The following is a 25,606-nucleotide window of genomic DNA, read 5'->3' as shown; positions in this document are numbered from 1 at the left end:
AAACCGTTCCCCCGAGAAGGAACGGTTTTTTATATATGTGAGGATTGGTTTATCCGATCAGTTCTACGCTACGTTTGATGAATTGGCTTAAGGCCTCTCCCTTCAGCATACCGTTTCCTAACAAAGCAAGGTCGATCAACTGACTAACTGTCTTGTTCGTACCGGCGTACTCGGCCAGAACTTGGTTGCGTTGCTCACGAAGCTCATCCAGCTTATGGTTGGTGTTGGTCATATCCTCTTTCTCTTGCGCCGTGATCTCATCTTCTTTCTTTTTGCTTTGAGCCTCACGTAAGTCGGCTTGACGAGCCTCCCATCCTTTGATATCGCTAAGGATCGGTTTTAACTTCTCGTCGCAAGCTTGCTCCTCTTCTGTTAATACTTTCTTGATCAACGGATGATCCGTATTCAATACGAAGTTGAAGCTATCCGGCATCTCGCCATAGAAAGACATACCCGGTTGCATAGCGGACATCTCACGCATTCTTCGCATATACTCGCTTTGTGTCAACATGACAGGGTTCGCGTTTTCGCCCAATGCCTCGAATGTTACGTAGAACTCGGTCTTGTTCAATTTCGGCATCTGACTCTTGAATATTTCCTGCATGGCCGTTTTCTGCTCCTCGCTCAAGGTTACCTTATTCGAGTCTTCCTTGCGGATCAGGTTATCGATCGTATCGCTATCCACACGAACGAAGCGGCTCTTCTCGAACTTCTGCTCCAATTGTCCGATCAAGTGTACATCCAATTGTCCGTCCATTTCCAAGACGCTGTAACCTTTGTCCTTTGCGGCTTGTATATAGCTGTATTGCTCGTCTTTATTGGTGGTATACAGATAGATTAAGTTACCCTCTTTGTCTGTCTGGTTGTCCTTGATTAAGTTCTTGTATTCCTCGAAAGTGAAGTATTTGCCTTCGACGTCCTTGAATAAGGCGAACTTAACCGCGCGGTCGTAGAACTTCTCATCAGTCAACATACCATATTGGATGAATAGTTTCAAGCTATCCCATTTCTCCTCGAACTGCGGGCGGTCGTTCTTGAAGATCTCTTCCAAGCGGTCTGCCACCTTCTTCGTGATGTGGTTGGAGATCTTCTTCACGTTCTGATCGCTTTGCAAATAGGAACGGGATACGTTCAACGGGATATCCGGCGAATCCAATACACCATGCAATAATGTCAAGAACTCAGGAACGATACCCTCTACGGAATCCGTAACGAATACTTGATTGCAATATAACTGGATCTTGTTACGATGCAAGTCGATATTGCTCTTGATGCGAGGGAAATATAAGATACCGGTCAAGTTGAACGGATAGTCTACGTTCAAGTGAATCCAGAACAACGGCTCATCCGTCATAGGATATAAGTCACGATAGAACTTCTTGTAATCCTCGTCGGTCATATCGGCCGGTTTGCGAACCCATGCTGGTTTGGTGTCGTTGATTACGTTATCTTCGTCTGTATCTACATATTTACCATCTTTCCACTCTTGCTTCTTGCCGAATGCGATAGGAACCGGTAAGAAACGGCAGTATTTTGTCAACAAGCCATTGATCTTGTCCTTGTTCAAGAAATCTTTATTCTCGTCGTCTATATACAGGATGATATCGGTACCACGATCCTCTTTCGTCGTTTCCTCCAAGGAGTATTCCGGCGTACCGTCGCAGCTCCATTTCATGGGAACAGCGCCTTCTTTGTACGATTTCGTCACAATCTCTACTTTCTTGGAAACCATGAAAGAGGAGTAGAAACCAAGACCGAAGTGACCGATGATAGAAGCGGCGTCGTTCTTGTATTTCTCAACGAACTCCTCGGCGCCGGAGAAAGCGATCTGGTTGATGTACTTATCGATCTCCTCGGCTGTCATACCGATACCCCGGTCAGAGATCGTGATCGTTTTGTCATCGAACTTAACCTGTACGGTCAAATCACCGAGTTCGCCTTTAAACTCGCCTACGGAAGAAAGCGTTTTTAACTTCTGGGTAGCGTCTACCGCATTAGAAACAAGTTCACGAAGGAAGATTTCGTGATCACTGTATAAGAACTTCTTGATAATCGGAAAGATGTTTTCCGATGTTACTCCGATGTTACCTTGTTTACTGCTCATAGTCTGAATATCTTATTATTTTTATTGTTATTTTGTGCGTATTCCTGATCCTGATCATTCTCAAGATCTGCCTATTCCTATACAAAACGAATGCCAAAATGTTTCGGATAAACTATAAATGACAAAAAGGCAGATGCCGGCTGATAGATTTGCAGCCGGGCATAGTTTGATCAAACCATATCATCTCCTGTCTTGGCGAATGTAACACGGATGGTTTTATGGAATGGGATAAAACGGGATACGATCGCTATGAATAAGGAGATGACTAATAAATACCCCAGTATCTCTTTTAACGCCAATAATAAGCTTTGTTGCTGTAACGTATTATAGAGTGTATTGGTAGCCATTTGCGCTGCCTCGTCGTAGGGATGCCCTTGGGTCAAGGCGTTGCCAAGCGCCTGATTATAGCGTGAGGCGGCTAGAGGATCGGCCAGCGTAACGGTTTCTGATAAGGAATACATATATTTTTGTTCCAAGCGATATAGTATATTACTGTAAAAAGAAGTCGCCATGATAGGGGATAGTACCGAACGGAAAATGATGAGAAAGAAAGCGTTTGACAATAAATATTTAGGATTTAAATCTTCCACGGCAAATAAGGCGAAAGCTATGATTAGAATCATCATGCCCAATCCCCTGAGGAATATAGGAAAGTAGAGTATCTCGTATCTGCTATCCGGTGAGATCCCGAAATAAAGGCTCCCGAAGAACAGGACGAAACAACTCATTCCTCCCGCTATCAAGAAACGAAACCGCCAACGTTGCCACCGGAACCACCAAAAACAGATGAACGCCCCCAAGACATATCCCGGAAGCAAATAAGTATAAAGGGAATAGGTATGGGTGCTGTCTACCTTTAAGATACTGGTCAGGTAGCTGGTCAACAAGGTAGTCGAAGTACTGAAAAACATGACAAGCATCATATAGAAATAACCGATAATGGCTTTCGGCTGGTATAAAGGCGCCAGATTCACGTACGGACGTTCCGAATGATATTGATACCAAATAAATAAAGCGATCAATATCGGGGCGATCATGATATAAAGGCAAATCTTGGGGGATGCCATCCAGTCGAGTACTTTCCCGTAATTAATGACATACATAAGCATTAACAATCCGGTGGATATGATGAACATTTTTCGGATGTGTAGATCGGCCAAGGGGATGGACTTGATCGGCCGGTTATGGCGGAAGCAGATGATTACCACTAGTATGGCCAATAAGATCATCAGCATCATGAAATAATACATATATTTCCAGTCATAATGGTAGGCTAACTGTGCGGTAACAAGCATGGACGCTTGTCCCCCTCCGAAAACAAAAGGATAGAAGTAGGAGTAGAATTGGCTACGTATATTTTTAGGGCTGAATATCTTTTGTGCGTACCGGATAAACCACAGCATGAGAAACCCTTTCAGGAAACCGATCGCGAAACTACAGACGATCAATATGTCGGCGTTCTGGGAGCGGGCACAGATCCAGCTTAAGAAGAACTGGGCGACTAAATCCGCTAACAATAAGAATTTTATAGAGAAGGCTTCTAATATCTTCGGAATAATCGGATAGGATACCGCCATTCCCGCCGCTGCCGCGTAATATCCCATGGTTATATCCTCGGTGTTCGTGCCTAGCGTGTTTGATACCTCCAGCATACTGCCGGTGTACGAACCGTTTAGCATCGTAACCGGAAGGATAACGATGAAGATGCAAATCAATCCTAACCAGTCCGGCACCCATTGGCGGATCGGTGCCCCAAGCTCTTTCATCGTGATCATTTGCGTAAGGCTTCTGTTTCAACCATCATGCCTGCTCTTAGGTATTGCGTATCTTCTTGCGATAGATTTTCCAAGTCTATCCGTACCGGGATACGTTGTTGTACCTTGACGAAGTTTCCGGCGGAATTGTCGGTCGGGACCAATGAGTATTTGGAGCCTGTGGCGTCGGAGATTGCGGTTACCTCCCCGTTGAATATCTTTCCCGGCAACGCGTCTACCTTGATACGTACTTTTTGCCCGATATAGATGTGGGGGATCTGGGTCTCCTTGTAATTGGCCGTGATCCATTTGTCTTTATCTCGTACGAGGTAGGATATCGTTTGTCCGGCTTGCACGTATTGTCCGGGCTCTAAGGTCCGTCTGCCTACATGACCGTCGTAAGGGGCGGTTATAACGGTATAGGAAAGGTTTAACCTCGCTAAATCCAGATCCGCTTCTTTTCGTAAGATCGCCGCCTCGGCTCCTGTTGTCTTCTTGCTGGTTTCGGTGAATTGGGAGAAAGCGGCTTTCTTTTGTTCCACCAACGCCTGATATCGGGCTTGCGCCGCCTCGAAAGCGGCTTTGGATTGCTCGTATTGTTGCTCGGGGACCGATTCTTCTTTCAGCAGCCGCCCAAATCGGTGATAATCCTGTTCCAGTTGCCAAAGCTTGGCTTTAGCTTCGGCGATGTTGGCGTCTTGTACGGCGATGTTCGTATGGGAGGTCTCGATACCGGAACGAAGTACGTCTTGTGATCCTTGGGCATCGATCAACGCGGCCTCTGCCTCTTTTACCTTGATCCGATATTCCCGATCGTCCAGTATGAGAAGTGTGTCCTCTTGGTGAACGTACTGGTGTTCCTTGAAACGGACCTCTTTTATGTAGCCGGAGGCACGTATATTTAGTGGGGCGATATATTGGTCCACAAAGGCATCGTTTGTCACCTCATAATTGATGTAACGCCAGAAATAATTGGCTGTCCACCAAATGCCGGAACCGGCTAAAAGGATACATATGGAGTTTAATACTATATTCCGTGTCCTTACTTTCTTTAGTCTTTGATGTTTCTCTTTTAATTCGTTTGCCATAGTCGTTGTTTCTTTTTAGAGACGGCCGCAAGCCTTCTGTAGTTGATAGTAAGTGTAAATCACGTGGGTACGGGCATTCGTGAGCTGTAGCTCCGCGTTGAGGAGAACCGAGTTCGCGTCGAGTAAGTCGGTTAGGATCGCCAATTGGTTTAAATACCGGTTTTGCATGATCCTGTAGTTCTCTTGAGCTTGCCGTACGGATAACTTCAAGGCTTCCACTTCTTGTAGGGCCTCCTTATGACGTAAGAACGCGGTGCGTACTTCCATGCGGATTTTCTGCTTTTTCTGTTCCTCCTCGTTTTTATGTAACGAGACCATCCATTTGCTTTCCTTTATTTTATGGTTGTTTTTATATAAAGAGGATAAAGGGTAGGAGAGCGACAGCCCTATGTTCCAGTTGTTATTGTACATATCCGCTAATGTTCGGGAGACCGGACGTGCCAATGTGTTCGACGCATATAGCGATAGGCTGGGTAGCGAGGAGGCTTTAGTCAAACGTATATCATTTTGGGCTAACTCTGTTTGTTTCCGGAGTAGACGTATCGCCGGATCATTGGAATAGGCTTGGGCTACATAATCTTCGTAAGTTTCTAAAGATACGGTTTGGTCCAGTAACGTGGTATCTGGTTTGAGCAATAGATTTTCATCGAGACCGATCAGGATATCCAATTGCTGTGATACCAGTATGAGGCTATTATCCGTTTCTTGCAAGGATAGGCGGTCGTTGGTTAATTGCATCTCGCTTCTTAATACGTCGTTATTGGTTATCAGTCCCTCTTTTTTCATACGCCGGATATCTTGCAGGCGGCGTTCCGATTCCTCGATATTACGGGAAAGCACCTCACGTTGTTTAAACAGGCTGAAAAGACCGATGTATTGGTTTAATAGACCGAGCTTGATCTCACTCTGGTCTGTGAGCGTTTGTAAAGAGGCGACTTCTTTCTCCAGATCCGCTTTCCGAATGGAATACCGGATTTTACCGCCTTGATATATCGGTTGGGTAAGGTCGATGGCATAGTTCTGGGACCAATCGGGCGCTTCCGGGCGAGTCGGATGGGCGAGTCCTTGCTCAAAGAGGATCGGTTGCCCTACATATCCACCTTTCAAGCCGATTTGCAGGTCTGGCAATTGTGCGGAACGTGCCGTATGGGTTCTCTCTTGCGCTATCGATTCTTTTAAGACGTCTGCTTGGATCTGCAGACTATGCCGTACGCCTCTCTCGAAAAGCTGGTCGATGGTCAAGAAGAGCGAATCGGTTTGGGCGATTGCCGGAAATGTAGCGACCGTCATACAAAAGAGGCTCAATACGTGCTTTTTATATATTCTCAAGGACATTATGTACTGCTTTTAATTCGGATAACATGGTTTCTACGTTCTCTATTCCGATAATATGCTCCGCATGTACATAAACCTGATCAAGGATCGGGCGAATTTGCTTTTTGAATTCTTCTCCTTCCGGGGTTAGGAAAACCAGTTTGTTCCTCCGGTCCTCGGGATCTTCTTTCCGATGGACGTAGCCTTTCTTCTCTAAATTGTTCATTAGGTTTGTCAGACAAGCCTTATCCTTTGCCGTTCTCTCTGCCAAGACCTGTTGGGTGATACCTTGTTCGTGCCATAGGCAACTCAAGATTTGAAGCATCTCAAATGTTATACCGGCGTTGTTCTTTTTCAGCGTTCGTTGCATAGACCGACGAAATGCCATGCGTGTGCGGACAACTTGTAACATAAGTTCCCGGAATTCTTTACCTTCTACCATTACTTATAATTCTTTTAAACTTGCTGGGCGCGAAGATAGCGTTTTTTCTCGGATTAGTCAAATGTTTAACTAATTAGTGTCTCGCTAATAAAGTATGTTTGCCATCTAGGTGGCACAGCTTTGCCATCGGCGTGGCACGGGCTTGCCATCACTATGGCACGGGTATGCCATCAGCGTGGCACAGCTGTGCCAAGGCGATGGTAGATGTTGGCACAGTATGTGTATGAAAGACAGGTGTATAGAATGAAGGCGTAACAAACCCGTGGAGTGATTCGTTACGCTTTCTGTTTAGTTCTCGTTTACGAGTTTAAGATGCATTCTTCTTTATCCAAACGCCTCCTTCAATTGCTTCACCCATCGCTCGATTCGTTTGTCGGTTTGATCCGGTTGGTTTTCCAAATCGAGGACTAAGCCTAGTAATTTGCCATTTTTCAAGGCTTTGGAGGCATTAAAGAAATAATCATCCGAAGAGGTCTCGCCTACTAAAGTCGCTCCACAGGAGGTGAAAGCGTCCGCCAATATGCCGACTCCATCGGCGAAATTATCCGGATAATTCGTTTGATCTCCAAGACCGAAAATAGCGACCTTCTTATTTTTAAGGTCTAAAGTGACCAGTTCCGGGATGATCTCGTCCCAATAGGTGGGAAGCTCGCCATCGAACCAAGTAGAGGTTCCTGCGATTATATGGTCGTAAGCCTCGAAATCTCTTTTCCATGCGCTTTCAATAGGGATGATATCGATCTGATCCTCCCCGAAAGCTTTTCTTATTTTATTGGCGACAAAGGTTGTTTTCTCTGTGCCCGTTCCGTAAAATAATCCTGTTTTCATTGTGATGCTTTTAAAGATTTAACGAATGTGGATCTAATAAAGCAGCAGTTCTTTTGCCGCATGATAGATGGTCTCCTCGTTGGGGAGGATGGCCCGTTCCAAGACCGGATGGAAACCAACCGGAGTGAATAGGGAACCTACCCGTTGGATCGGAGCATCCAAGTACTGGAATAGTTCCGAGCCGATGATACCGGCAATTTCCGCTCCGAAGCCAGAGAAGACCTTGTCCTCATGTACGATCAATACTTTACTGGTTTTCTTCACCGAGTTGAAGATCGCCTCTTTATCCAATGGTATCAAGGTACGAAGATCGATAACCTCCAGTTCCCAGCCTTTTTCTTTGTAAAGAAGCTCGGCTACGTTGAGGCAAAGATGGGTCGTATTGCCATAAGTGATGATCGTCAGATCTTTTCCCGGACGGCGGATACGGGCTTTCCCAAACGGAACCTCGAAATCCTCGGGGACAAAGGTGGAGGCTTCTACCGCGTTGTAGAGCGCTTTCGGTTCCAGATAGAGCGTAAAGCCTTTAGAACGCATACTTGTCCGCAACAGTCCGGCGGCATCATCCGCAAAAGAGGGATAAACAATCCGGGCACCGGGCAGTGAGGTCAATGCGCCCTCAATGGTCTGGGAATGATAAAGCCCTCCTCCGATATAGCCTCCGGAGGCTAGGCGCAAAGTGATGTTTGGGGTAAATTGCCCGTTGCTGCGCCAATACTCATGCGTACATTCCACGTATTGCTCGACGGCCGGCCAGAAGTAATCGGCGAATTCCGCGCCCTCGATCACTACATGGATCTTCGGGTCAAAGCGGCACATACCGTTCGCTGTCCCTACGATATAATCCTCGGCGATAGGGGCGTTGAAGACTCGCTCGATACCGAATTCTTGCTGCATGCCTTTCGTGATGTTGAATACGCCACCCTTTTCTTTATTGGCTACATCCTGTCCCCAGATAAACGTATCCGGGTTGTGCCGGAACTCCGCTTTCAACGTCTTGTTGATCGCCGTAACTAGCGTTTCTTTCTCTCCTTCCTTGTTTTGAACACCTTCTTTGTATTTCTGAGGTTGATAAGGTTCCGGGAGGACGTAATCCTTGACGGTAGACGGATCGGGATCGGGGGCGGCCATCGCTTTCCGATTGGCGGCTTTCAGGTCTTTAGCCGCTAGATCCGCGATCTCTTTCAATTCTTCCTCGGTGAAACGTCCGTAACGAATCAGCATGCGATGGAATTTGTATAAAGGATCGGCGGATTTTACATAGGTAAGCTCGTTCTCATCACGATACAAGGTATGTTTATCGGAGTTTGAGTGGGAGCCTATCCGTACGCAATTGGCCTGAACGATTACGGGAGTCCGGTTGGCGATCGCGTACTCTTTGGCCTCGGTCATGGCATTCATGGAATCGAACACGTCTTTTCCATTGCAATGGATAATACGTAAATTCTTGAAGCCAGAGAAGTTATCGGCAACTTTACGATTGGCCGTCTGGTCCTTTTTGGGGACAGAGATACCATATCCATTGTCTTGGAAGACAAAGATAACCGGCAGTCGCTCATTGCTGGCGCCATTGATTGCCTCATACACATAGCCTTCGGAAGCGGCCGATTCACCGTGCGAGGTAATCGCTACGCCTTTCTGTCCATAGTAAACCATCGCCCGTGCCACGCCGGCGGCATGGAGATCGTGAGTCGCCGTAGCGGAAGAAACGTTCTCGATATGCCATTCCATCTTAGAGAAGTGGTTAGACATGTGGCGGCCGCCACTGGTCAGATCGGTCGCCTTGGAGATACCGTTCAGGATGATCTCCTCAGCGGTCATTCCCGCCGAGAGAACCGTCAACATATCCCGGTAATAGGGGAAGAGAAAGTCCGTATCCTTATCGAATACTTGTCCCATGGCGAGTTGTATCCCGTCGTGCCCGGCATACGGGGCATGATAAGACCAGCCGAGAGATTGCAATAAATAGGAGGGAGCCTTCTCATCGATCGCCCTTCCGAGCGTCATAAGGTAAAACCATTTCCTGAGAGTCTCCTTATCTGTTGTTTTTATATCATACTTTTTCATGTTGTTCTATTATATATAATGTATTAAGCGTTCCAATTCTCTAGTTCGTCGGCGATGGAACGTAAAAAGGCTCCCGCCAAAGCTCCGTCCACGATACGATGGTCGTAGGAGAGTGAGAGGTACATCTTGTGACGGATAGCGATCGTATCTCCCTCGGGCGTCTCTACTACCGCAGGCTTCTTCTCGATATAACCGACGGCTAGGATCGCTACTTGAGGCTGATTGATGATCGGGGTGCCGAACAGACTCTTGAAGGTTCCGAAATTCGTAATCGTGAACGTTCCGCCTTGGATGCTATCCGGGGCGAGCTTATTCTCACGGGCTTTAGCCGCCAAGGTATCTATTTGTGAGGCGAGGCCACTTAGGTTCAGCTTATCGGCATCGTGTATAACCGGGACAATTAAATTTCCGTCGTTTAAGGAAACCGCTATACCTATATTAATAGGCTTCTTTAGGATGATATTGTAACCGTCCACGGATGAATTTACTAATGGATAGGCTTTCAACGCTTTGGCGGTCGCTTCGGTAATAGCCGGCATATAAGTTAGGTTGATGCCTTCTTGCTTGAAGAATTGATCCTTCACTTTTTTACGCCAGTTAACCAGTCGGGTCACGTCTACCTCGATAACCGACGTCACATGCGGAGATACTTTTTTCGATAATACCATATGGTCCGCAATGATCTTACGTACACGATCCATTTCTCTCACCTCGTCTCCTTGGGCGAGTGGAGCAGATGGAGTGGCCGCTGTCATAGGCATGGAAGGAGCGGTCGGCGGCGCTACCGTAATTGTTGGCGTGCTCGTAGCCGTTTGCTGCATGGAAGAAACAGGAGCCTGTTTCGGCTTCGGCATTTCCGTACCTTTATTTTTGTGATCGATATACGTTTGAATATCTTTCTTACTGAGACGTCCCAGATATCCGGTACCCGGAATATGATCCAGTTCATCTTGCGATACACCGGCAGCTTTCGCTAATTGCAATACGACGGGAGAATACCAACGATCTTCCTCTTGGGAATTCTTTGATAATTCCTCTGGGACGGGAGCGGGGACTTGTTCTTTCGGTTGAGTAGCCTCCGAGGTTTCCGGCTGAGCTCCGTTATCCTCTCCTTCACCTTCGATCTCAAGGATCGCTACGACTGTACCGACCGCTACGGTGTCTCCCTCATTAAAAAGAAGTTGTTTTACTTTTCCCTCAACGGGGGATGGAATCTCAGCGCTTACTTTCGCTGTGCTTACTTCGAAAAGGACATCATCTTCCTCTACGGTATCACCTACCTTTACCGACCATGAGATGATGGTTCCTTCTGTAATACTTTCGCCCAACTTAGGCATCTTTATCTCAAATGTAGCCATATTTTGATTTTTTAATTACTGTTATATAGTGGGGAGACGGGGCGTGCCCCGTCTCTACAAACGGTATATAATAAGAACAAAGATCAAGAAGGTAAGTTTCTGTATTATAGTGTATAAGTGTTAAAGTTCCAGCTGGCTGTAGCATATTTCTGCTCTTTAAGCCGATAGATGGCTTCCAAGTCTGCTTGCGTGAAGGAATAATCCTGTATGCCGGGATTATTGATCGTGAAATAGTAAAGAAGCGCTTTCTTAAAATGCTGGATGGAGATAGAAGCCGGAAGATGGGCGCTGATATTCGTGACCGGACTCCGTACAGATTTAACGAATGTCGATCGTTTACCTCCTGTTTTCTTTGGTGTTTGATGGGATGTACTTTTCAAGGAGGTGACGAGCCTATCCAGATCGGTGGAAAACAATAAGGTAGCATGGTGCATATACCGATTCTTATGGATACTCTGTGCGCTACCCGATATTTTAAATCCTCCGATAGTTAATCCTTTCCGTTCATCCACCTCGACATGTACTCCCAATGTCTTGAGAAAATTCATGATCTGGATGGTATATTTGTCGGTCTGCATAATCTGGCCGGTCTCTATAAATGTAAGATTCAGGTTTCCCGGATCATGGTAAACGGCACCACCACCGGAAAACCTGCGTGCTATCTTGATTTGTTGGTCTTGTACGAATTTGAGATTTACCTCGGCCCATACATCCTGATGCTTACCGATCACGATTGATGGTTCATTCTGCCAAAGCATGAAAATATTCTCTTTGAAATTCTTGAGCAGATACTCTTCGGCGGCCAAATTGAAGTATGGATCCGTTTGTGTATTGTGAATGCAAAGCATCAGGAAACTGTTTTAGTTAGGCGTTTTATTAGATATATAAACTTTCGTGGAGGATCTCACTGACTGTCGGATGCGGGAAAATATTTTTCTTAAATTCATCGATTGTATAACCATTCTCGACAGCGATTCCGGCGGTGACGATAATCTCGGATGCCGGATTCCCTAGTAGATGGCAACCGATGATACGATCCTCGTCGTCCGTGATCAGTTTACATAAACCATTACTATTCTCGTTCTCTGCGACGAAACGTCCGGAATAGGTCATCGGGATCTTTTGAACACGAAAACTTTCCCCGTTCGCTACCAATTCCTCTTCTGTCTTACCCACGCTCGCCAATTCCGGATTCGTATAAACTACCGCCGGAATGGCTTTATAGCTCATCTCGTCCGGTATGCCTAGGATATGGTGTATGGCAACTTCCGCTTCCCGGTAAGCCGTATGTGCCAGCAGGGAAAAACCGGTAATATCTCCAGCCGCATATACATGTGGATGGGAAGTCAGCATATGTTCGTTTACCTTTACGCCGGCCCCTTGTATTTCGATCGCTAGATTTTCGAGTCCCAGACTCTTTGTAATCGGACGGCGGCCCACGCTCACCAATATTTTATCGGCTTCAATCGTGTCTGCCTTACCGTTTTTCTCAACAAAGACTTTCTCTGCCGATACCTCTGTAACTTTGGTATTCAAGAAAAACTCTACGCCTTTTTTCTTATACTCGGATCGAAGCATCGCTGAGGTTTCTTTATCCATATTCCCTAATATCTCGGGTAGCATCTCGATTACCTTCACCTTTACGCCCATACTGTTAAAGAATGAGGCGAACTCCATTCCGATCACGCCACCACCGATAATCGCTAACGATTTTGGCAAATCGTTGAGATCAAGGGCTTCCCGGGAAGTCCAATACTTGACCTCTGATAACCCTTTGATAGGAGGGATCACGGTTTCAGAGCCTGTGCATACTAACACATTCTTCACTAAATACTCTTTTCCATCACAGTGAATCCGTATATTTCCAAACTCCTCTCCGGTGATTCGTGCCTCTCCTTCTACAATGGTGACGCCGTTACCCGTAAGCCGGGCTTTTACCCCGAGCGTAAGTTTACGGACGGTCTTGTTCTTCCGGTCGATAATCTTTGCCAAGTCGAAACTTGGGTCTTTCATCGCCACTATACCATATTTGGAGGCACTTTTGATACTGTCTAGTATCTTGGCGGAGTATAAAAGAGTTTTTGTCGGGATACATCCCTCGTTTAGGCAGACGCCACCGATAGCGTTCTTCTCGAAAAGGATCGTTTTTAATCCATTCTCCGAAGCCCTTTCGGCGGCGGTGTAACCCGCAGGTCCACCGCCTATGATTGCTATGTCATATTCCATATACATTATTATAATTATTTGAATACTAAAATTCGTTCCTCTAATGGAGCGAATTGTTTTTCTCCCGGTTCCTGGGTAGAGGTTCCGAACGGCATCTCGGCGATCAGTTTCCAGTTCGGATTGATATGCCATTGTTTAGCGACCGCCTCGTCGATCAACGGGTTGTAATGTTGCAAAGAAGCGCCGAAGCCGGCGTCTTCCAGCATAGTCCATACCGCGAATTGATGCATAGCCGATGTCTGTTGGGACCATACCGGGAAATTCTCTTTATAAGAAGGAAATTGCTTCTGTAAGCCTTCTACTACCGCTGTATCCTCGAAAAAGAGGACCGTGCCATAGCCAGCCTCGAAAGAATTATCTATCTTTGCCTCGGTAGCCTTATAGGCTTCGGCGGGGACGATTTTACGAAGCGTGTCTTTTACGATTTCCCAAAGCTTCTTGTGGCTTTCACCCAGTAGCAGTACGATTCTCGTAGACTGCGAATTGAATGCGGAGGGAACGTGAGTGACCGCTGTCTTAATAATCTCATGAATCTCGTTGTCGGAAATGGGAGAGTTGTTACCTATTCCATAATGTGTCCGGCGATGCTGGATCGCTTCTTTAAAACTTCTTGCCATAATGAATATCATGTTATGTTGTTATATACCTATAACTAATTTAAGACATGATTTGTTGAGGAAAAAATATTTGAGAATTCTTGCGGATAAATCAAAATAATTCTTACCTTTGCACCCTGTAAAGATAAGACTCTATTAGAATCTTCGTTTTTGTTCATGATGCTAGTTCAGAAAGGGAAGACACATAGCAGGAGTTGACTTAAATTTCGTATAATTTAAAAGAACAGATTAGAAATGTCTAAAATTTGTCAAATTACTGGAAAGAGAGCAATGGTTGGAAACAACGTTTCTCACTCGAAGAGAAGAACGAAGCGTAAGTTCAATGTCAACCTGTTTACGAAGAAGTTCTACTGGGTAGAGCAGGATTGCTGGGTTAGCTTGAATATATCTGCGGCTGGCTTACGTACAATCAATAAGTTAGGTTTGGATGCGGCTATCAAGATGGCGGCTGAAAAAGGTTATTTGAACGCATAATTTGTGGAGGATATAGAAAATGGCAAAAAAAGCAAAAGGAAATAGAGTACAGGTAATCCTTGAGTGTACAGAGCACAAGGAAAGTGGAATGCCGGGTATGTCTCGCTATATCACTACGAAGAATAGAAAGAATACTACTCAGAGATTGGAATTGATGAAATACAATCCGGTTTTGAAGAAGATGACGTTACACAAAGAAATTAAGTAATAGGAGATTTTAAACGATGGCAAAAAAAGCAGTTGCAACATTTAAGAAAGGTGACGGTCGTACTTATTCCAAAGTGATTAAAATGGTTAAGTCTCCGAAAACAGGTGCATACATCTTCCAAGAAGAAATGATCCCTAACGAAGCAGTAAAAGATTATTTCGCTAAATAATTAAGTAGCGAATAATAAAGAATATAAGAGGCTTCTCTCCGATAAAGCGGAGGGAAGCTTTTTTTGTACCCTAAACTTTTGAAAGTATAGTTGGTTACAAATAAAATATTTTCTTAATTTTGTTGGGTTAATTTGTAGAGATGGGGCATGCCGTGTCTCTTCCCATCCAAATGGTAGTTTGTGTGAAATAATAATATAACAAGATAAAATATTAAAGCTATGAGATTCGATGTATCCAGCACTGCGCTATTATCACGTTTACAGTCTATAAGCAAGGTTATCGCTTCCAAGAACTCTTTACCGATTCTGGACAGCTTCCTTTTTAACCTAGAAGGAAATACGCTTACGGTGACAGCTTCCGATGCCGAGACCCGGTTGGTGACTTCCGTAGACGTCATGAATGCCCAAGGTGCCGGACTCTTTGCGGTTTCCGCTAAGATACTGCTCGATCCGCTGAAAGAGCTTCCCGAACAACCGCTTACTTTTGATATCAATGATGAGAATTTGGAGATTTTCATTCATTTCCAGAATGGTAAGTATAATTTTATCGGTCAGAAAGGGGACACATATCCGCAGCAGAAGCCGTTGAATGATAACGCTATCTCTATCTCGATGGATGCCCAGATGCTGTTAAACGGCATCAGTCGTTCCTTGTTCGCCACGGCCGATGATGAGCTTCGCCCTGTAATGAATGGTGTCTATTTCGATATCCATACGGATGATTTGACGTTTGTGGCATCAGACGGACATAAATTGGTTCGCTTGCGTAACTTGGCGGTGAAATCCCCGGAACGGGCTTCTTTCATTTTGCCGAAGAAGCCGGCTAATTTATTGAAGAATTTGTTGGCGAAGGAGTCGGAGCAAGTATTGATTAAGTTTGATGATAACAATGCGTATATTACTTGCACGAACTTCGAGATGGTTTGTCGTTTGATCGAGGGGCGTTACCCGAACTATAATAGTGTGATTCCTCAAGAAAACCCGTTTAAGGTAACGATCGATCGTATCTCTTTCTTGAATGCTTTAAAGCGTGTTTCTGTCTTTTCTAATCCGGCGAGCAGCTTGGTGAAGTTGCACTTGAAGGATAGCTTGATTACGGTTTCCGCCCAAGATATCGATTTCTCCACTTCTGCGGAAGAGCGTATTGTTTGTCAGTTTGACGGGACGGAGTTAAGCATCGGTTTTAAGGCTACATATCTGATCGAGATCCTTGGAAATATCAGCTCGGAAGAGGTTGTATTAGAATTAGCGGACCCTTCACGTGCCGGCTTGATCGTTCCTTCTGAGAATGATGAGGACGAGGACTTGCTCATGTTGCTGATGCCGATGATGTTGAATGACTAATAAATAAATAATGCAGTTAAACTTAAGGAACCCGCTGGTCTTTTTTGATTTAGAGACCACGGGTATAAATATCGTAAAGGACCGTATCGTAGAGATTTCCTACGTGAAGGTCTTCCCAAATGGGAAAGAAGAAACGAAGACACGCCGGATAAATCCCGGTATGCCTATTCCCCCCGAATCTACCGCTATTCATGGCATAACCGATGAAGATGTAAAAGATTGTCCGACCTTTAAGGAGATCGCTAAATCTTTGGCAACCCAGATCGAGGGTTGTGATTTGGCCGGATATAATTCCAACCGTTTTGATATACCCATGCTTGCCGAGGAGTTTCTGCGTGCGGGTGTGGATATCGATTTGAACCGGCGCAAATTTATCGATGTACAGACGATTTTCCATAAGATGGAGCAACGTACGTTATCTGCCGCTTATAAATTCTATTGCAATAAAAGCTTGGAGAACGCTCATACGGCTGAGGCTGATACGTTGGCTACATATGAGGTGTTGAAAGCGCAGCTGGATCGCTATCCGGATTTGAAGAATGACGTTGCTTTCCTTTCCCAATATTCCTGCTACTCGAATAATGTGGATTTCGCCGGACGTATGGTTTACAACGATAAAGGCGAGGAGGTTATTAACTTCGGTAAGTATAAAGGCCGTTTGGTAACGGAGATCTTGAAGTCGGATCCGGGTTATTATTCTTGGATCATGAATGGCGATTTCCCGTTGAATACGAAGAAAATGTTGACAGAGATCCGTTTGAGAGACTTTAATTCAAAATAAGGCGATGAATAATTTTGAGTTTTGCAATCCTGTAAAGGTTGTGTTCGGCAAAGGAAGTATTGCCCGTTTGTCTGCGTTACTTCCAGAAGGAAGTAAGGTTCTGGTGGTATACGGTGGCGGTAGCATTAAGAAAAATGGCATTTATGAGCAGGTGACGGCAGCTTTGAAAGACTTCCATACCTATGAGTTTGGTGGTATTGAGGCGAATCCCCGTTATGAGACTTGTATGAAGGCTGTTGAGTTGGTGAAGGGGGAGAATATCGATTTCTTGCTGGCGGTAGGCGGCGGATCAGTGATCGACGCTACGAAATTTATCGCTTCGGCTACGTTTTTCGAGGGAGATCCTTGGGATATCTTATCGAAAGGTGGCGTGATAAAGAAAGCGCTTCCTTTAGGAGTAGTGCTGACTTTGGCCGCTACCGGTTCGGAAATGAATGAACGGGCGGTAATTTCCCGGGAATCTGTCCATGAGAAATTGAATTTCATGTCTCCGTTGGTGTTCCCTAAGTTCGCTATCTTAGATCCGCAGGTAACTTATTCTTTACCAGAGCGACAGGTGGCTAACGGTGTCGTTGACTCGTTTATCCATGTGGTCGAGCAATACCTGACTTATCCGGTGAACGCTAAGGTTCAAGATTATTTTGCCGAGGGATTGATGAAGACAATCGTGGAAGAAGGCCGCAAGGTCTTGCAAAAACCGAATGATTATGATATTCGTGCTAATTTGATGTGGGCGGCTACGAATGCCTTGAACTGTTGGATCGGCCAAGGAGTACCCCAAGACTGGTCCTCACACCGTATGGGATATGCATTGACGGCGCAGTTCGGCTTGGATCATGCCCAGACTTTAGCGGTTATCTTGCCGGGTGTCATGACCTATATGCGTAAGGAGAAAGCGGCGAAACTGATCCGGATGGGAGAGGTCGTATTTGGTATTACCGAAGGATCTGCCGATGAAAAGGCGCAAAAGTCAATAGAGGCTACGGAAGATTTTTTCCATTTCATGGGATTAAAGACCCGTCTTTCCGACTATGGGATCAAGGAGTCCGACTTGGATGCTTTGGTGGAACCTATCGATCGAATGGGATGGAAACTTGGCGAATATGGCAATATAAACTCAAAAGTAGCCAAAGAGATTCTTTTGTTGAGGTTGTAGAGACGCAACGTGCTACGTCTCTACTGGCAAAGATAAATTGATTCGATATATGACATTGAAAGATAAACATATTATATTAGGGATTACGGGGAGTATAGCCGCATACAAAGCCGCTTATATCATCCGGGGATTGGTGAAAAAAGGAGCCGAGGTACAAGTGGTTATCACGCCGGCGGGAAAAGAGTTTATCACTCCGCTTACGTTATCGACGTTGAGTAGCCACCCTGTAATCAGCGAGTTTTTTTCCAATAGGGATGGTACATGGAATAGCCATGTGGATCTGGGGCTTTGGGCGGATGCCATGTTGATTGCTCCGGCTACCGCTTCCACGATCGGTAAGATGGCGAACGGAATCGCCGATAATATGCTGATAACTACTTATCTTTCTTGCAAATCCCCTGTATTCGTGGCTCCGGCCATGGATTTGGATATGTTCGCTCATCCGAGTACCCAACAGAATCTGGAGCGCTTGCGTTCATTCGGTAACCGGATTATCGAACCTGCCGAGGGGGAATTGGCGAGCCATTTGGTTGGTAAAGGCCGGATGGAAGAACCCGATAAGATTATCGAGGTTTTGGAAGACTTCTTTTTCGCTCAAAAAGATCTTGAAAAAAAAAAGATCTTAATAACAGCAGGTCCGACATATGAAAAGATAGATCCCGTACGTTTTATAGGTAATTACTCTTCCGGTAAGATGGGGTTCGCTTTAGCGGAAGCTTGTGCGGAGAGAGGGGCGGAGGTGACTTTGGTCGCTGGTCCGGTCTCTTTAAAAACACATCATCCGGCTATTAAACGAATCGATGTTGAGTCTGCCGGGGAAATGTACCAAGCGGCGATGACCGCATTCCCGAGTAGCGATGCTGCCATATTATGTGCCGCTGTCGCCGATTACCGTCCGGAGAATGCTTCCGAGCAGAAGATCAAACGGGAAACAGAGGGAGAGATGACGCTTCATTTGGTTCCGAACCCGGATATCGCCGCCTCTTTGGGTGCGATCAAGCGGGAAGGACAGGTCATGGTGGGGTTCGCCCTGGAGACGAACGACGAGGCCACTCATGCCGAAGGTAAACTGAAGCGGAAGAATCTCGATTTCATCGTTTTGAATTCTTTACGAGACCAAGGTGCCGGTTTCCGTTGCGATACCAATAAGATCACGATTATCGACAATGCCGGAGGAGTAACGAGCTATCCGCTCAAAACGAAGCGGGAGGTAGCCTCTGATATCGTAAATAAGTTGGTAACATTATTGAAATGAGAAAAGTAAGAAGACTGTTTTATCTATTCATGCTTTGCGCCGCTCCTTTTTGTGGGAAGGCGCAAGAGTTGAACGCCCGTATCACGGTAAACGGAGACAAGATCGCGACCGCTAACAAGCAAATCTTCACGACCTTACAGAACTCCTTGACTGAGTTCGTGAATAACCGGAAATGGACGGATGCCACGTTTGCCGTCAATGAGAAGATCGATTGTACGATGACGATTATCGTGAATGAATTGGATGAGACGAACTTCAAGAGCGAGATCCAGATACAAGCCCGCCGTCCGGTCTATAATTCCAGTTATACGACCACTCTTTTGAATTTCCGGGACCAACAGTTGGATTTTGAGTATACGGAGGGCGAGCCGTTGGACTATAACTCAAATACGCTGACCAGCAATCTTACGGCCACTATCGTGTTTTACGTCTATGTGATCTTGGGGCTTGATTTCGATAGTTTCGCTCCGAAAGGTGGAACTACCTATATACAACAAGCCCAGCAAATCGTGAACATGGCCCAGTCTGAGATGTCGTGGACGGGCTGGAAAGCTTTTGATAGCAACCAGAACCGCCATGCCGTAGCGACGGCTTTGCAAGATAACGCATCCGACGCTTTCCGGGAAATGTGGTACACGTATCACCGGAAAGGACTCGATGAAATGGCAGCAAATCCGGATCGCGGACGTACGACGATCATCGGTGCGCTTCCCGCCTTGCAGGAAGTAAAGAAAGCCCGGCCTACTTCTGTGCTTCTACAAATGTTCGCCGACGCTAAATTAGATGAGATTATCGCAATTTATTCGAAAGCGACCACACAAGAGCGGCAAGAGGGCTATAAGATGCTGTTCGAGATCTATCCGGCACAATCCACTCGCTTGGAAGAGCTTCAAAAACCAGTAAGGTAAAATAGTTATGTTGAAATCCTTATTTATACAGAACTTTGTCTTGATAGACAATTTGGATATCCGCTTTGATAAAGGCTTCTCGGTGATAACGGGTGAGACCGGAGCGGGAAAATCTATTATATTAGGAGCCTTGTCATTGGTGCTGGGACAACGTGCGGATGGCAAGAGTATAAAGAAAGGTTCGGATAAATGTGTGATCGAGGCCGTATTTGATGTCTCAAAATATCAGTTGGAGCCTTTCTTCCTAAGTAACGATCTTGAGTACGATGCGGATAGCTGTATCTTGCGTCGGGAGCTTTATGCCTCCGGCAAATCCCGTGCCTTCGTCAATGATTCTCCGGTTTCCCTTACGATCTTAAAAGAGTTGGGAAGCCGCTTGATCGATATCCATTCGCAGCATCAGAACCTATTGTTGGGCGATAACCGTTTCCAGCTGAAAGTGATCGATGTAATGGCCGAAAATGAGATCTTGCTCATTCTTTATAAGAAGGAATTTACCCGTTATCAGGCGTTGCGAAGGGAACTGAAAGATTTGAGGGACAAAGCGGCTCAAAGCAAGCAGGAGGAAGACTATATCCGTTTTCAATTGGAACAATTGGACGAAGCCAACCTTCAACCGGATGAGCAGGATGAGTTGGAGCAAGAGCAAGAAACTCTCTCGCATGCGGAGGAGATCAAAAGTTCTTTATATAAGGTAACCGAACTCTTGGACGGCGAGGAGCAAGGAGCCATCCAAATACTCAAGGAAGCCCTTTCCACCGTGGATTCCTTAGAAAGATATTTCCCGAAAGCCAAGGAGATCTCCGAGCGAATCCGCTCGGCTTATATCGACTTGAATGATCTGGCTTCCGAGACAGACGTTTTAAAGGAAGATGTAGAGTTCAACCCGGAACGATTGGAATGGGTGAATGAACGCTTGAATACCCTTTATACGCTCCAGCAAAAACACCGTGTCTCCACCGTGGATGAATTGATCGCTATACGGGATCAATACCAAGAGCAATTGCGTGCGATCGATTCTTTCGATGAGCAAATCGGTTTGTTAGAGAGTCAATTGGATGCCTCGTATAAAGAGTTGCTTCAACAGGCCTCCGTGCTTAGCGAGCAGCGTAAAGTCGCTTCCACGGCGATGGCCTCGCAATTGGTCAAGATGATTATTCCGTTGGGGATGCCGAATACCCGTTTCCGTGTGGACATCCTTCCTCGCAAAGAGCCGGAGAGCGATGGAATGGACGATATCCGATTTATGTTCTCCGCCAATAAGAGCGCAGAATTGCAGCCGGTAGCCCAAACCGCTTCCGGAGGTGAGATCTCCCGGTTGATGCTCTGCATTAAGGCTATGATTGCCGGGTTCACCGCTTTACCTACTATTATCTTTGATGAGGTAGATACGGGGGTATCGGGTGATATCGCCGATAAAATGGGGGATATCATGCAAGAACTCGGAACAAAGATGCAAGTTTTCGCTATCACTCACTTACCTCAGATAGCGGCGAAGGGGCAAGCTCATTATTTTGTTTATAAGAAGGATACCAAAGACCGTACGCTGACCCGTATCAAGCAATTAGAGGGGGAGGAACGTGTGAACGAGGTGGCCCGTATGTTGAGCGGAGCCTCGTTGACAGAGGCTTCTCTTGCCAATGCGAAAGATTTGTTGGGTATCAAGGATTAAACCTTTCTGAAGTAGGGCAGTCTTAGATAAAAGAACAAACGATTCGCTTTATTATTAACTTAAAATTGAAAAGACATGAAACGATTCAGCTTACTATGTGTGTTGGCTATATTGTGCAGTTTACCCGCTTACAGCCAGTTTTGGATCAGTTTTGGGTGGAATGAACCGCATTGTCAAAATTGTCTTTGGATGGAGCAAGCGATGCATTTGCCCGCTCGCCAAGCAGCGGAATACCATAAGATCATCCATAAGTACGGACAGAAAATAGAGAAGGAGGCCCGCCGTGACTATCGGTATTGGGACCGGGCAGCTCGTCGTATTTACGATTTGCGCATGGAAAGGGATCGTAAGATCCAACGTATATTGACTCCGGCCCAGTTCAATCTATATGTCCGTTTTGTAAGGGAGCATCCGCAACGTATCCATGATTATCGGGGATGGTATGCGAATCCGAGATATCCGGATCGCCGCCCGTCCCATGACTGCCGTCGCTATGAGGATAACTATTGGAATTACCGCTGGGGTACCATTCACCATGACAATCATTGGAGAGACGACCGGCATGACTCAGATAGACATTGGGATCGTGACAACCATCGTCATGACTATCGGAAACCAGCGAAACCGGATAAGCCCAAACCTAAAAAGAATAAGAAGGATCGGGACGATAGAAAAGAACGGTATTATAGCAATGGGCGAAAGGTCTAATAATTCAACCATAGCTTGAAAGAGGCCCATTTTTCTTTGCTGACCAATATTTTCTCTTTATGTTCCGGCTTTATGTGGACAATGACCTTATTCTGAAAATAGGGCTCTATTTTCACGATGGATTCGATATTTATGATCGTCTGCCGGTTCGTCCGGAAAAATTTATCGGGATCTAATTGTTCCATGAGTTTATCCAGCGGGAAATCGATTATGTACTCCTTGTTTTGGCGTGTGACAGCGAAGGTGATCTTGTTTAATGAATAAAAGTAGGCGATATCCTCCAGCTGTAAAGTGATCAGTTTCTCGTTGCCGGAAATAAGGAAACGGGTCCTGTATTTCTTGCCGGGATACGTGAGGGAATGGAGTACTTCCAATAAATCATTTTGCTCTAAGAGCTTCTGATTGTACTTAGACGTGACATGCTCGAATTTTTGGATGGCTTCCTCCAATCTCTCTTGTCGTATCGGTTTGAGTAGATAATCAATACTGTTTACCGTAAAGGCCCGGACCGCATATTCATCGTAAGCGGTCGTAAAGATAATGAGACTTGTAGGACAAGCCTGTTCTATAAATAAAAAAGAATTTCCATCCGACAACTGGATATCCAGAAAAACGATATCCGGATGCGGATGGAAAGCGAACCAAGCCACGGATGATTCGATGCTTCCGGGTATCTTGATGATATCCCATTGCGGGCGTAATTTCTTTATCATACCTTCCAGTAACCGGGCGGCCGGTTTCTCATCTTCGATAATGGCTACTTGGATATTATTCATAAATAAGTGGGATTGATACGGTGAATTGGTGATCATTTTTTCGGATCTGGATATCCTGCTTACATAGTAATTGATAACGCTCCGACAAATTCTTTAATCCTTTACCGGATGCGTTTGAGACTTTTTTAGGTCGTAATGTATTGCTGACGCATAGATATCGACCGTTCTTTTCAGTATATACTCGTATGGTCATCGGGTTAAAATCGTCGATATAATTATGTTTCACGACATTCTCGGCTAGTAGTTGCAGTGTCAGTGGGGGCAATTGATGGTCAATGACGTTGTCGGGAAGATCGCGTTCCAACGACAAACAATCTCCCAGCCGGACTTGATGGAGGAATATATAGGAATCCAGAAAATCAAGCTCCTCTTTTAAAGAGACGATCTGGCACTGTTGCTGGCGGAGCACGTAACGGTATACCTCGGATAGATGCTGCGTAAACTTGACCGCCGTAGATGGATCATACTCTATCTCCGCTATCAATGTATTCAAGCTATTAAACAGGAAATGAGGATTTAGCTGGCTTTGGAGAGCGGTATATTTAGCTTGTATAGATTCTGCTTCCAATCTTTGTTTCTCCTTATATAAATTCAATGTATAACGCATCGAATAATTAATCAAGAGAAGGCTGAAAATGATCATCTCCACGAACCAGACGGCTATTACTAAACCGGCCCCTTTTGCCCGGATCACGAAAGGATCGCCAATGCTTGTGATCCATTTCAACGAGATAAACAGGGTACAATTCATAAGTAGCAATAGGATCGCTACCAGTAGATAATGCCATAACATCCGGCTCTTATCGATATAATACAATGGGTAATTGGTAGCCATCCAATTACTGCTGACCAGTAAACTGAAACCGAACAGGTTGAATACCGCTATCGTGATGGACAAAGCGATCAATGAAATTTTTATATCGGGGATGCGCTCTTGTAGCTCCGTATGATATAACAGCAAGAAATAGGAAAAGACCCCTAATGCCGAAAACAAAAGGATACATGCCGATTTCCCGTATGATATTTCTTTCATGACCTATTCTTTTTCGCGAAGATAATAAATTGCCCGTTCGAAATCCGTCTTCGCCATCTGTGCGTTTAGTTTGGATTGTATATAATTAACCTGAGCTTGCTGATGATATAGTTGAGCGTTGATAACCTCGACGATGGAAACATTCCCCTCCTTATAACGCTCCATGGCCATTTGTTCACTTTCGGATGCTTTTGATAATGAGCTCTCGGTTAGTTTGACTTTATCGATAGCTTGCTTATAGTTGTAATGGGCGGTTTGTATTTCCAGCCGGATCTTATCTTGCGCCTTGCTGAGATTCTGTTGAGCCATATTGATGGCGTACGAGGAAGCGTTGCGGGTACTCTTACGTTTTCCCCATTCGAAGAGCGGGATACTGAGCTTGGCGTAGATCGCATAGTTCGGATCTAGGTCGGATTTGAAGTTATAGCCCGGTGAGGAATAACTTCCATCTACTCCAATATGGAATTGGGGTAAGAAACGGGCATCTGCTATTTTCCGGGATGATTCCTGTAACTCGATCTTGTTTTGGGCGATCCGGTATTCCGGCCTGCTGGTTATCGCATTATCTATCTCATCCGATAAAGGGATAAATTGTTTGAGGGCGATTACGGAATGATCGATCGGCAAGGTATCGCTCGGGTTTACACCAGCGAAAGAATTAAGGGCTAAACGTGCGATCTCGGCGTTATCACGAGTTTGCAATAACTGGAAATCCGCGTCGTTTAGTTTTACCTCCGCCATAAGAAGATCGTTTCGATCGATATATTCGACTTCTACCCGGTGGCGTACGACCTCTACCAGTTGCTGTATAGATGTACGAAATGCCTGTGCCACGAAAACCAGCTCGTGTTGGGCTACCGCGTTCCAATAGTAGATATCGGCGTCGTGTAGGGTATTGCTTTTTATACGATTGGATTCATTGGATGCCAACTCTTTTTCCTTCCGTGCTTTTTGGTAGTTGGCACGAATGCCGCCTCCGGTATAAATCGGTTGTGATAGGGAGAGAGTCGCCCCATATTTCAGATCTTTACCTTGAAAATAAAGGGGGGAACTCATAGATGGCAAATCAATCGATAGTTCTAGAGGATTACCGGTATAATTGAAATTACCTCCCGCCGAGAGTTTCGGTTTGAAATCCGCACGGGCCGATTTGATCATTTCCTGTTTCATGGCCTCGTTGTATCCCGCTGCTTTCAAGTCTTGGTTGTATTCCAAGACTTTTTCCCTATATTGCGCTTGATAATCGCTGTTTTGTGCGATTAACGGGAAGGATAGGAAGGATAAGAGACCGCTGATAATATATACTTTGTCCATTTTTAATCGT

General features: G+C 45.4%; 24 protein-coding genes. 10 read left to right on the top strand and 14 right to left on the bottom strand.

Annotation, left to right across the window (positions count from 1 at the left end; translation table 11 throughout):
- Nucleotides 1-49: 49 nt before the first annotated feature.
- From htpG to DW033_RS01195, 11 genes are all read right to left on the bottom strand, one after another.
- Nucleotides 50-2,104 (bottom strand): molecular chaperone HtpG, encoded by a 2,055-nt coding sequence (gene htpG / locus DW033_RS01245; protein WP_122114934.1) that lies wholly within the window; start codon nucleotides 2,102-2,104, stop codon nucleotides 50-52.
- Nucleotides 2,105-2,274: 170 nt separating this feature from the next.
- The gene (locus tag DW033_RS01240; RefSeq protein ID WP_199712361.1) at nucleotides 2,275-3,879 is read right to left on the bottom strand and encodes an MFS transporter; all 1,605 of its coding nucleotides are present in this window, start codon (nucleotides 3,877-3,879) and stop codon (nucleotides 2,275-2,277) included.
- A complete protein-coding gene (locus tag DW033_RS01235) occupies nucleotides 3,876-4,946 on the bottom strand; it encodes an HlyD family secretion protein (RefSeq protein WP_122382310.1) in 1,071 nt (356 codons plus the stop codon). The genes DW033_RS01240 and DW033_RS01235 overlap by 4 nt, the downstream gene beginning before the upstream one ends.
- A 15-nt stretch (nucleotides 4,947-4,961) precedes the next feature.
- The gene (locus DW033_RS01230) at nucleotides 4,962-6,281 is read right to left on the bottom strand and encodes a TolC family protein (RefSeq protein ID WP_008772398.1); all 1,320 of its coding nucleotides are present in this window, start codon (nucleotides 6,279-6,281) and stop codon (nucleotides 4,962-4,964) included.
- Nucleotides 6,262-6,702: a MarR family winged helix-turn-helix transcriptional regulator gene (locus tag DW033_RS01225; protein WP_005857644.1), complete on the bottom strand. Its 441-nt coding sequence runs from the start codon at nucleotides 6,700-6,702 to the stop codon at nucleotides 6,262-6,264. The genes DW033_RS01230 and DW033_RS01225 overlap by 20 nt, the downstream gene beginning before the upstream one ends.
- Before the next feature lie 324 nt (nucleotides 6,703-7,026).
- A complete protein-coding gene (locus DW033_RS01220) occupies nucleotides 7,027-7,530 on the bottom strand; it encodes a flavodoxin (protein ID WP_005857641.1) in 504 nt (167 codons plus the stop codon).
- A 33-nt stretch (nucleotides 7,531-7,563) separates the two neighbouring features.
- On the bottom strand, nucleotides 7,564-9,597 hold the full coding sequence (locus tag DW033_RS01215) for a thiamine pyrophosphate-dependent enzyme (RefSeq protein ID WP_122369407.1): 2,034 nt from the start codon (nucleotides 9,595-9,597) through the stop codon (nucleotides 7,564-7,566).
- Between the two features lie 23 nt (nucleotides 9,598-9,620).
- Complete coding sequence (locus tag DW033_RS01210; protein WP_036630459.1) at nucleotides 9,621-10,955, bottom strand: dihydrolipoamide acetyltransferase family protein; 1,335 nt, start codon at nucleotides 10,953-10,955, stop codon at nucleotides 9,621-9,623.
- A 104-nt stretch (nucleotides 10,956-11,059) separates the two neighbouring features.
- A complete protein-coding gene (locus DW033_RS01205) occupies nucleotides 11,060-11,803 on the bottom strand; it encodes a lipoate--protein ligase family protein (RefSeq protein WP_122268214.1) in 744 nt (247 codons plus the stop codon).
- Nucleotides 11,804-11,831: 28 nt separating this feature from the next.
- Nucleotides 11,832-13,181 (bottom strand): dihydrolipoyl dehydrogenase, encoded by a 1,350-nt coding sequence (gene lpdA, locus DW033_RS01200; protein ID WP_122382339.1) that lies wholly within the window; start codon nucleotides 13,179-13,181, stop codon nucleotides 11,832-11,834.
- Nucleotides 13,182-13,195: 14 nt separating this feature from the next.
- Nucleotides 13,196-13,798 (bottom strand): nitroreductase family protein, encoded by a 603-nt coding sequence (locus tag DW033_RS01195; RefSeq protein ID WP_036615787.1) that lies wholly within the window; start codon nucleotides 13,796-13,798, stop codon nucleotides 13,196-13,198.
- A 234-nt stretch (nucleotides 13,799-14,032) separates the two neighbouring features.
- Here DW033_RS01195 and rpmB point away from each other — a divergent pair, with 234 nt between their 5' ends.
- The 10 genes from rpmB (at nucleotide 14,033) to DW033_RS01145 (ending at nucleotide 22,473) form a co-directional block, all read left to right on the top strand.
- A complete protein-coding gene (rpmB, locus tag DW033_RS01190; protein ID WP_005857630.1) occupies nucleotides 14,033-14,272 on the top strand; it encodes a 50S ribosomal protein L28 in 240 nt (79 codons plus the stop codon).
- Nucleotides 14,273-14,291: 19 nt separating this feature from the next.
- A complete protein-coding gene (gene rpmG, locus DW033_RS01185; RefSeq protein WP_005857628.1) occupies nucleotides 14,292-14,480 on the top strand; it encodes a 50S ribosomal protein L33 in 189 nt (62 codons plus the stop codon).
- Nucleotides 14,481-14,496: 16 nt separating this feature from the next.
- Nucleotides 14,497-14,649, top strand: a complete 153-nt coding sequence (locus DW033_RS01180) for a DUF4295 domain-containing protein (protein ID WP_005638125.1) — start codon at nucleotides 14,497-14,499, stop codon at nucleotides 14,647-14,649.
- Between the two features lie 219 nt (nucleotides 14,650-14,868).
- A complete protein-coding gene (gene dnaN, locus DW033_RS01175; RefSeq protein WP_005857626.1) occupies nucleotides 14,869-15,993 on the top strand; it encodes a DNA polymerase III subunit beta in 1,125 nt (374 codons plus the stop codon).
- Nucleotides 15,994-16,003: 10 nt separating this feature from the next.
- A complete protein-coding gene (locus DW033_RS01170) occupies nucleotides 16,004-16,774 on the top strand; it encodes a 3'-5' exonuclease (RefSeq protein ID WP_005857624.1) in 771 nt (256 codons plus the stop codon).
- Nucleotides 16,775-16,778: 4 nt separating this feature from the next.
- The gene (locus tag DW033_RS01165; RefSeq protein WP_087344867.1) at nucleotides 16,779-17,930 is read left to right on the top strand and encodes an iron-containing alcohol dehydrogenase; all 1,152 of its coding nucleotides are present in this window, start codon (nucleotides 16,779-16,781) and stop codon (nucleotides 17,928-17,930) included.
- A gap of 49 nt (nucleotides 17,931-17,979) precedes the next feature.
- The gene (gene coaBC / locus DW033_RS01160) at nucleotides 17,980-19,185 is read left to right on the top strand and encodes a bifunctional phosphopantothenoylcysteine decarboxylase/phosphopantothenate--cysteine ligase CoaBC (protein ID WP_034531317.1); all 1,206 of its coding nucleotides are present in this window, start codon (nucleotides 17,980-17,982) and stop codon (nucleotides 19,183-19,185) included.
- Nucleotides 19,182-20,093 carry a DUF4835 family protein gene (locus tag DW033_RS01155; RefSeq protein ID WP_008772391.1) on the top strand — a complete coding sequence of 304 codons (912 nt, stop codon included), beginning with the start codon at nucleotides 19,182-19,184 and terminating at the stop codon, nucleotides 20,091-20,093. The genes coaBC and DW033_RS01155 overlap by 4 nt, the downstream gene beginning before the upstream one ends.
- A 7-nt stretch (nucleotides 20,094-20,100) precedes the next feature.
- Nucleotides 20,101-21,765 carry a DNA repair protein RecN gene (recN, locus tag DW033_RS01150; protein ID WP_005857617.1) on the top strand — a complete coding sequence of 555 codons (1,665 nt, stop codon included), beginning with the start codon at nucleotides 20,101-20,103 and terminating at the stop codon, nucleotides 21,763-21,765.
- Nucleotides 21,766-21,840: 75 nt separating this feature from the next.
- A complete protein-coding gene (locus DW033_RS01145; RefSeq protein WP_005857615.1) occupies nucleotides 21,841-22,473 on the top strand; it encodes a hypothetical protein in 633 nt (210 codons plus the stop codon).
- On the opposite strand, the gene DW033_RS01140 is transcribed toward DW033_RS01145, so the two are convergent.
- Genes DW033_RS01140 through DW033_RS01130 form a run of 3 tightly spaced genes read right to left on the bottom strand, consistent with a single transcriptional unit; the run spans nucleotide 22,470 to nucleotide 25,596 of the window.
- Nucleotides 22,470-23,249, bottom strand: coding sequence for a LytTR family DNA-binding domain-containing protein (locus DW033_RS01140; RefSeq protein ID WP_199712360.1), 780 nt, complete (start codon nucleotides 23,247-23,249; stop codon nucleotides 22,470-22,472). The genes DW033_RS01145 and DW033_RS01140 overlap by 4 nt on opposite strands.
- Entirely contained in the window at nucleotides 23,242-24,282 is a 1,041-nt protein-coding gene (locus DW033_RS01135; protein ID WP_005862913.1) for a sensor histidine kinase, read from the bottom strand. The genes DW033_RS01140 and DW033_RS01135 overlap by 8 nt, the downstream gene beginning before the upstream one ends.
- A 3-nt stretch (nucleotides 24,283-24,285) precedes the next feature.
- On the bottom strand, nucleotides 24,286-25,596 hold the full coding sequence (locus DW033_RS01130; RefSeq protein WP_121960844.1) for a TolC family protein: 1,311 nt from the start codon (nucleotides 25,594-25,596) through the stop codon (nucleotides 24,286-24,288).
- Nucleotides 25,597-25,606: the final 10 nt, after the last annotated feature.

It is taken from the genome of Parabacteroides sp. AF39-10AC (assembly GCF_003635405.1).
In the GTDB taxonomy this organism is placed as follows: Bacteria; Bacteroidota; Bacteroidia; order Bacteroidales; family Tannerellaceae; genus Parabacteroides; species Parabacteroides distasonis.
The sequence above is the reverse complement of the archived record's forward strand: the minus strand, read 5'-3'. Positions and strand labels throughout refer to the sequence as shown.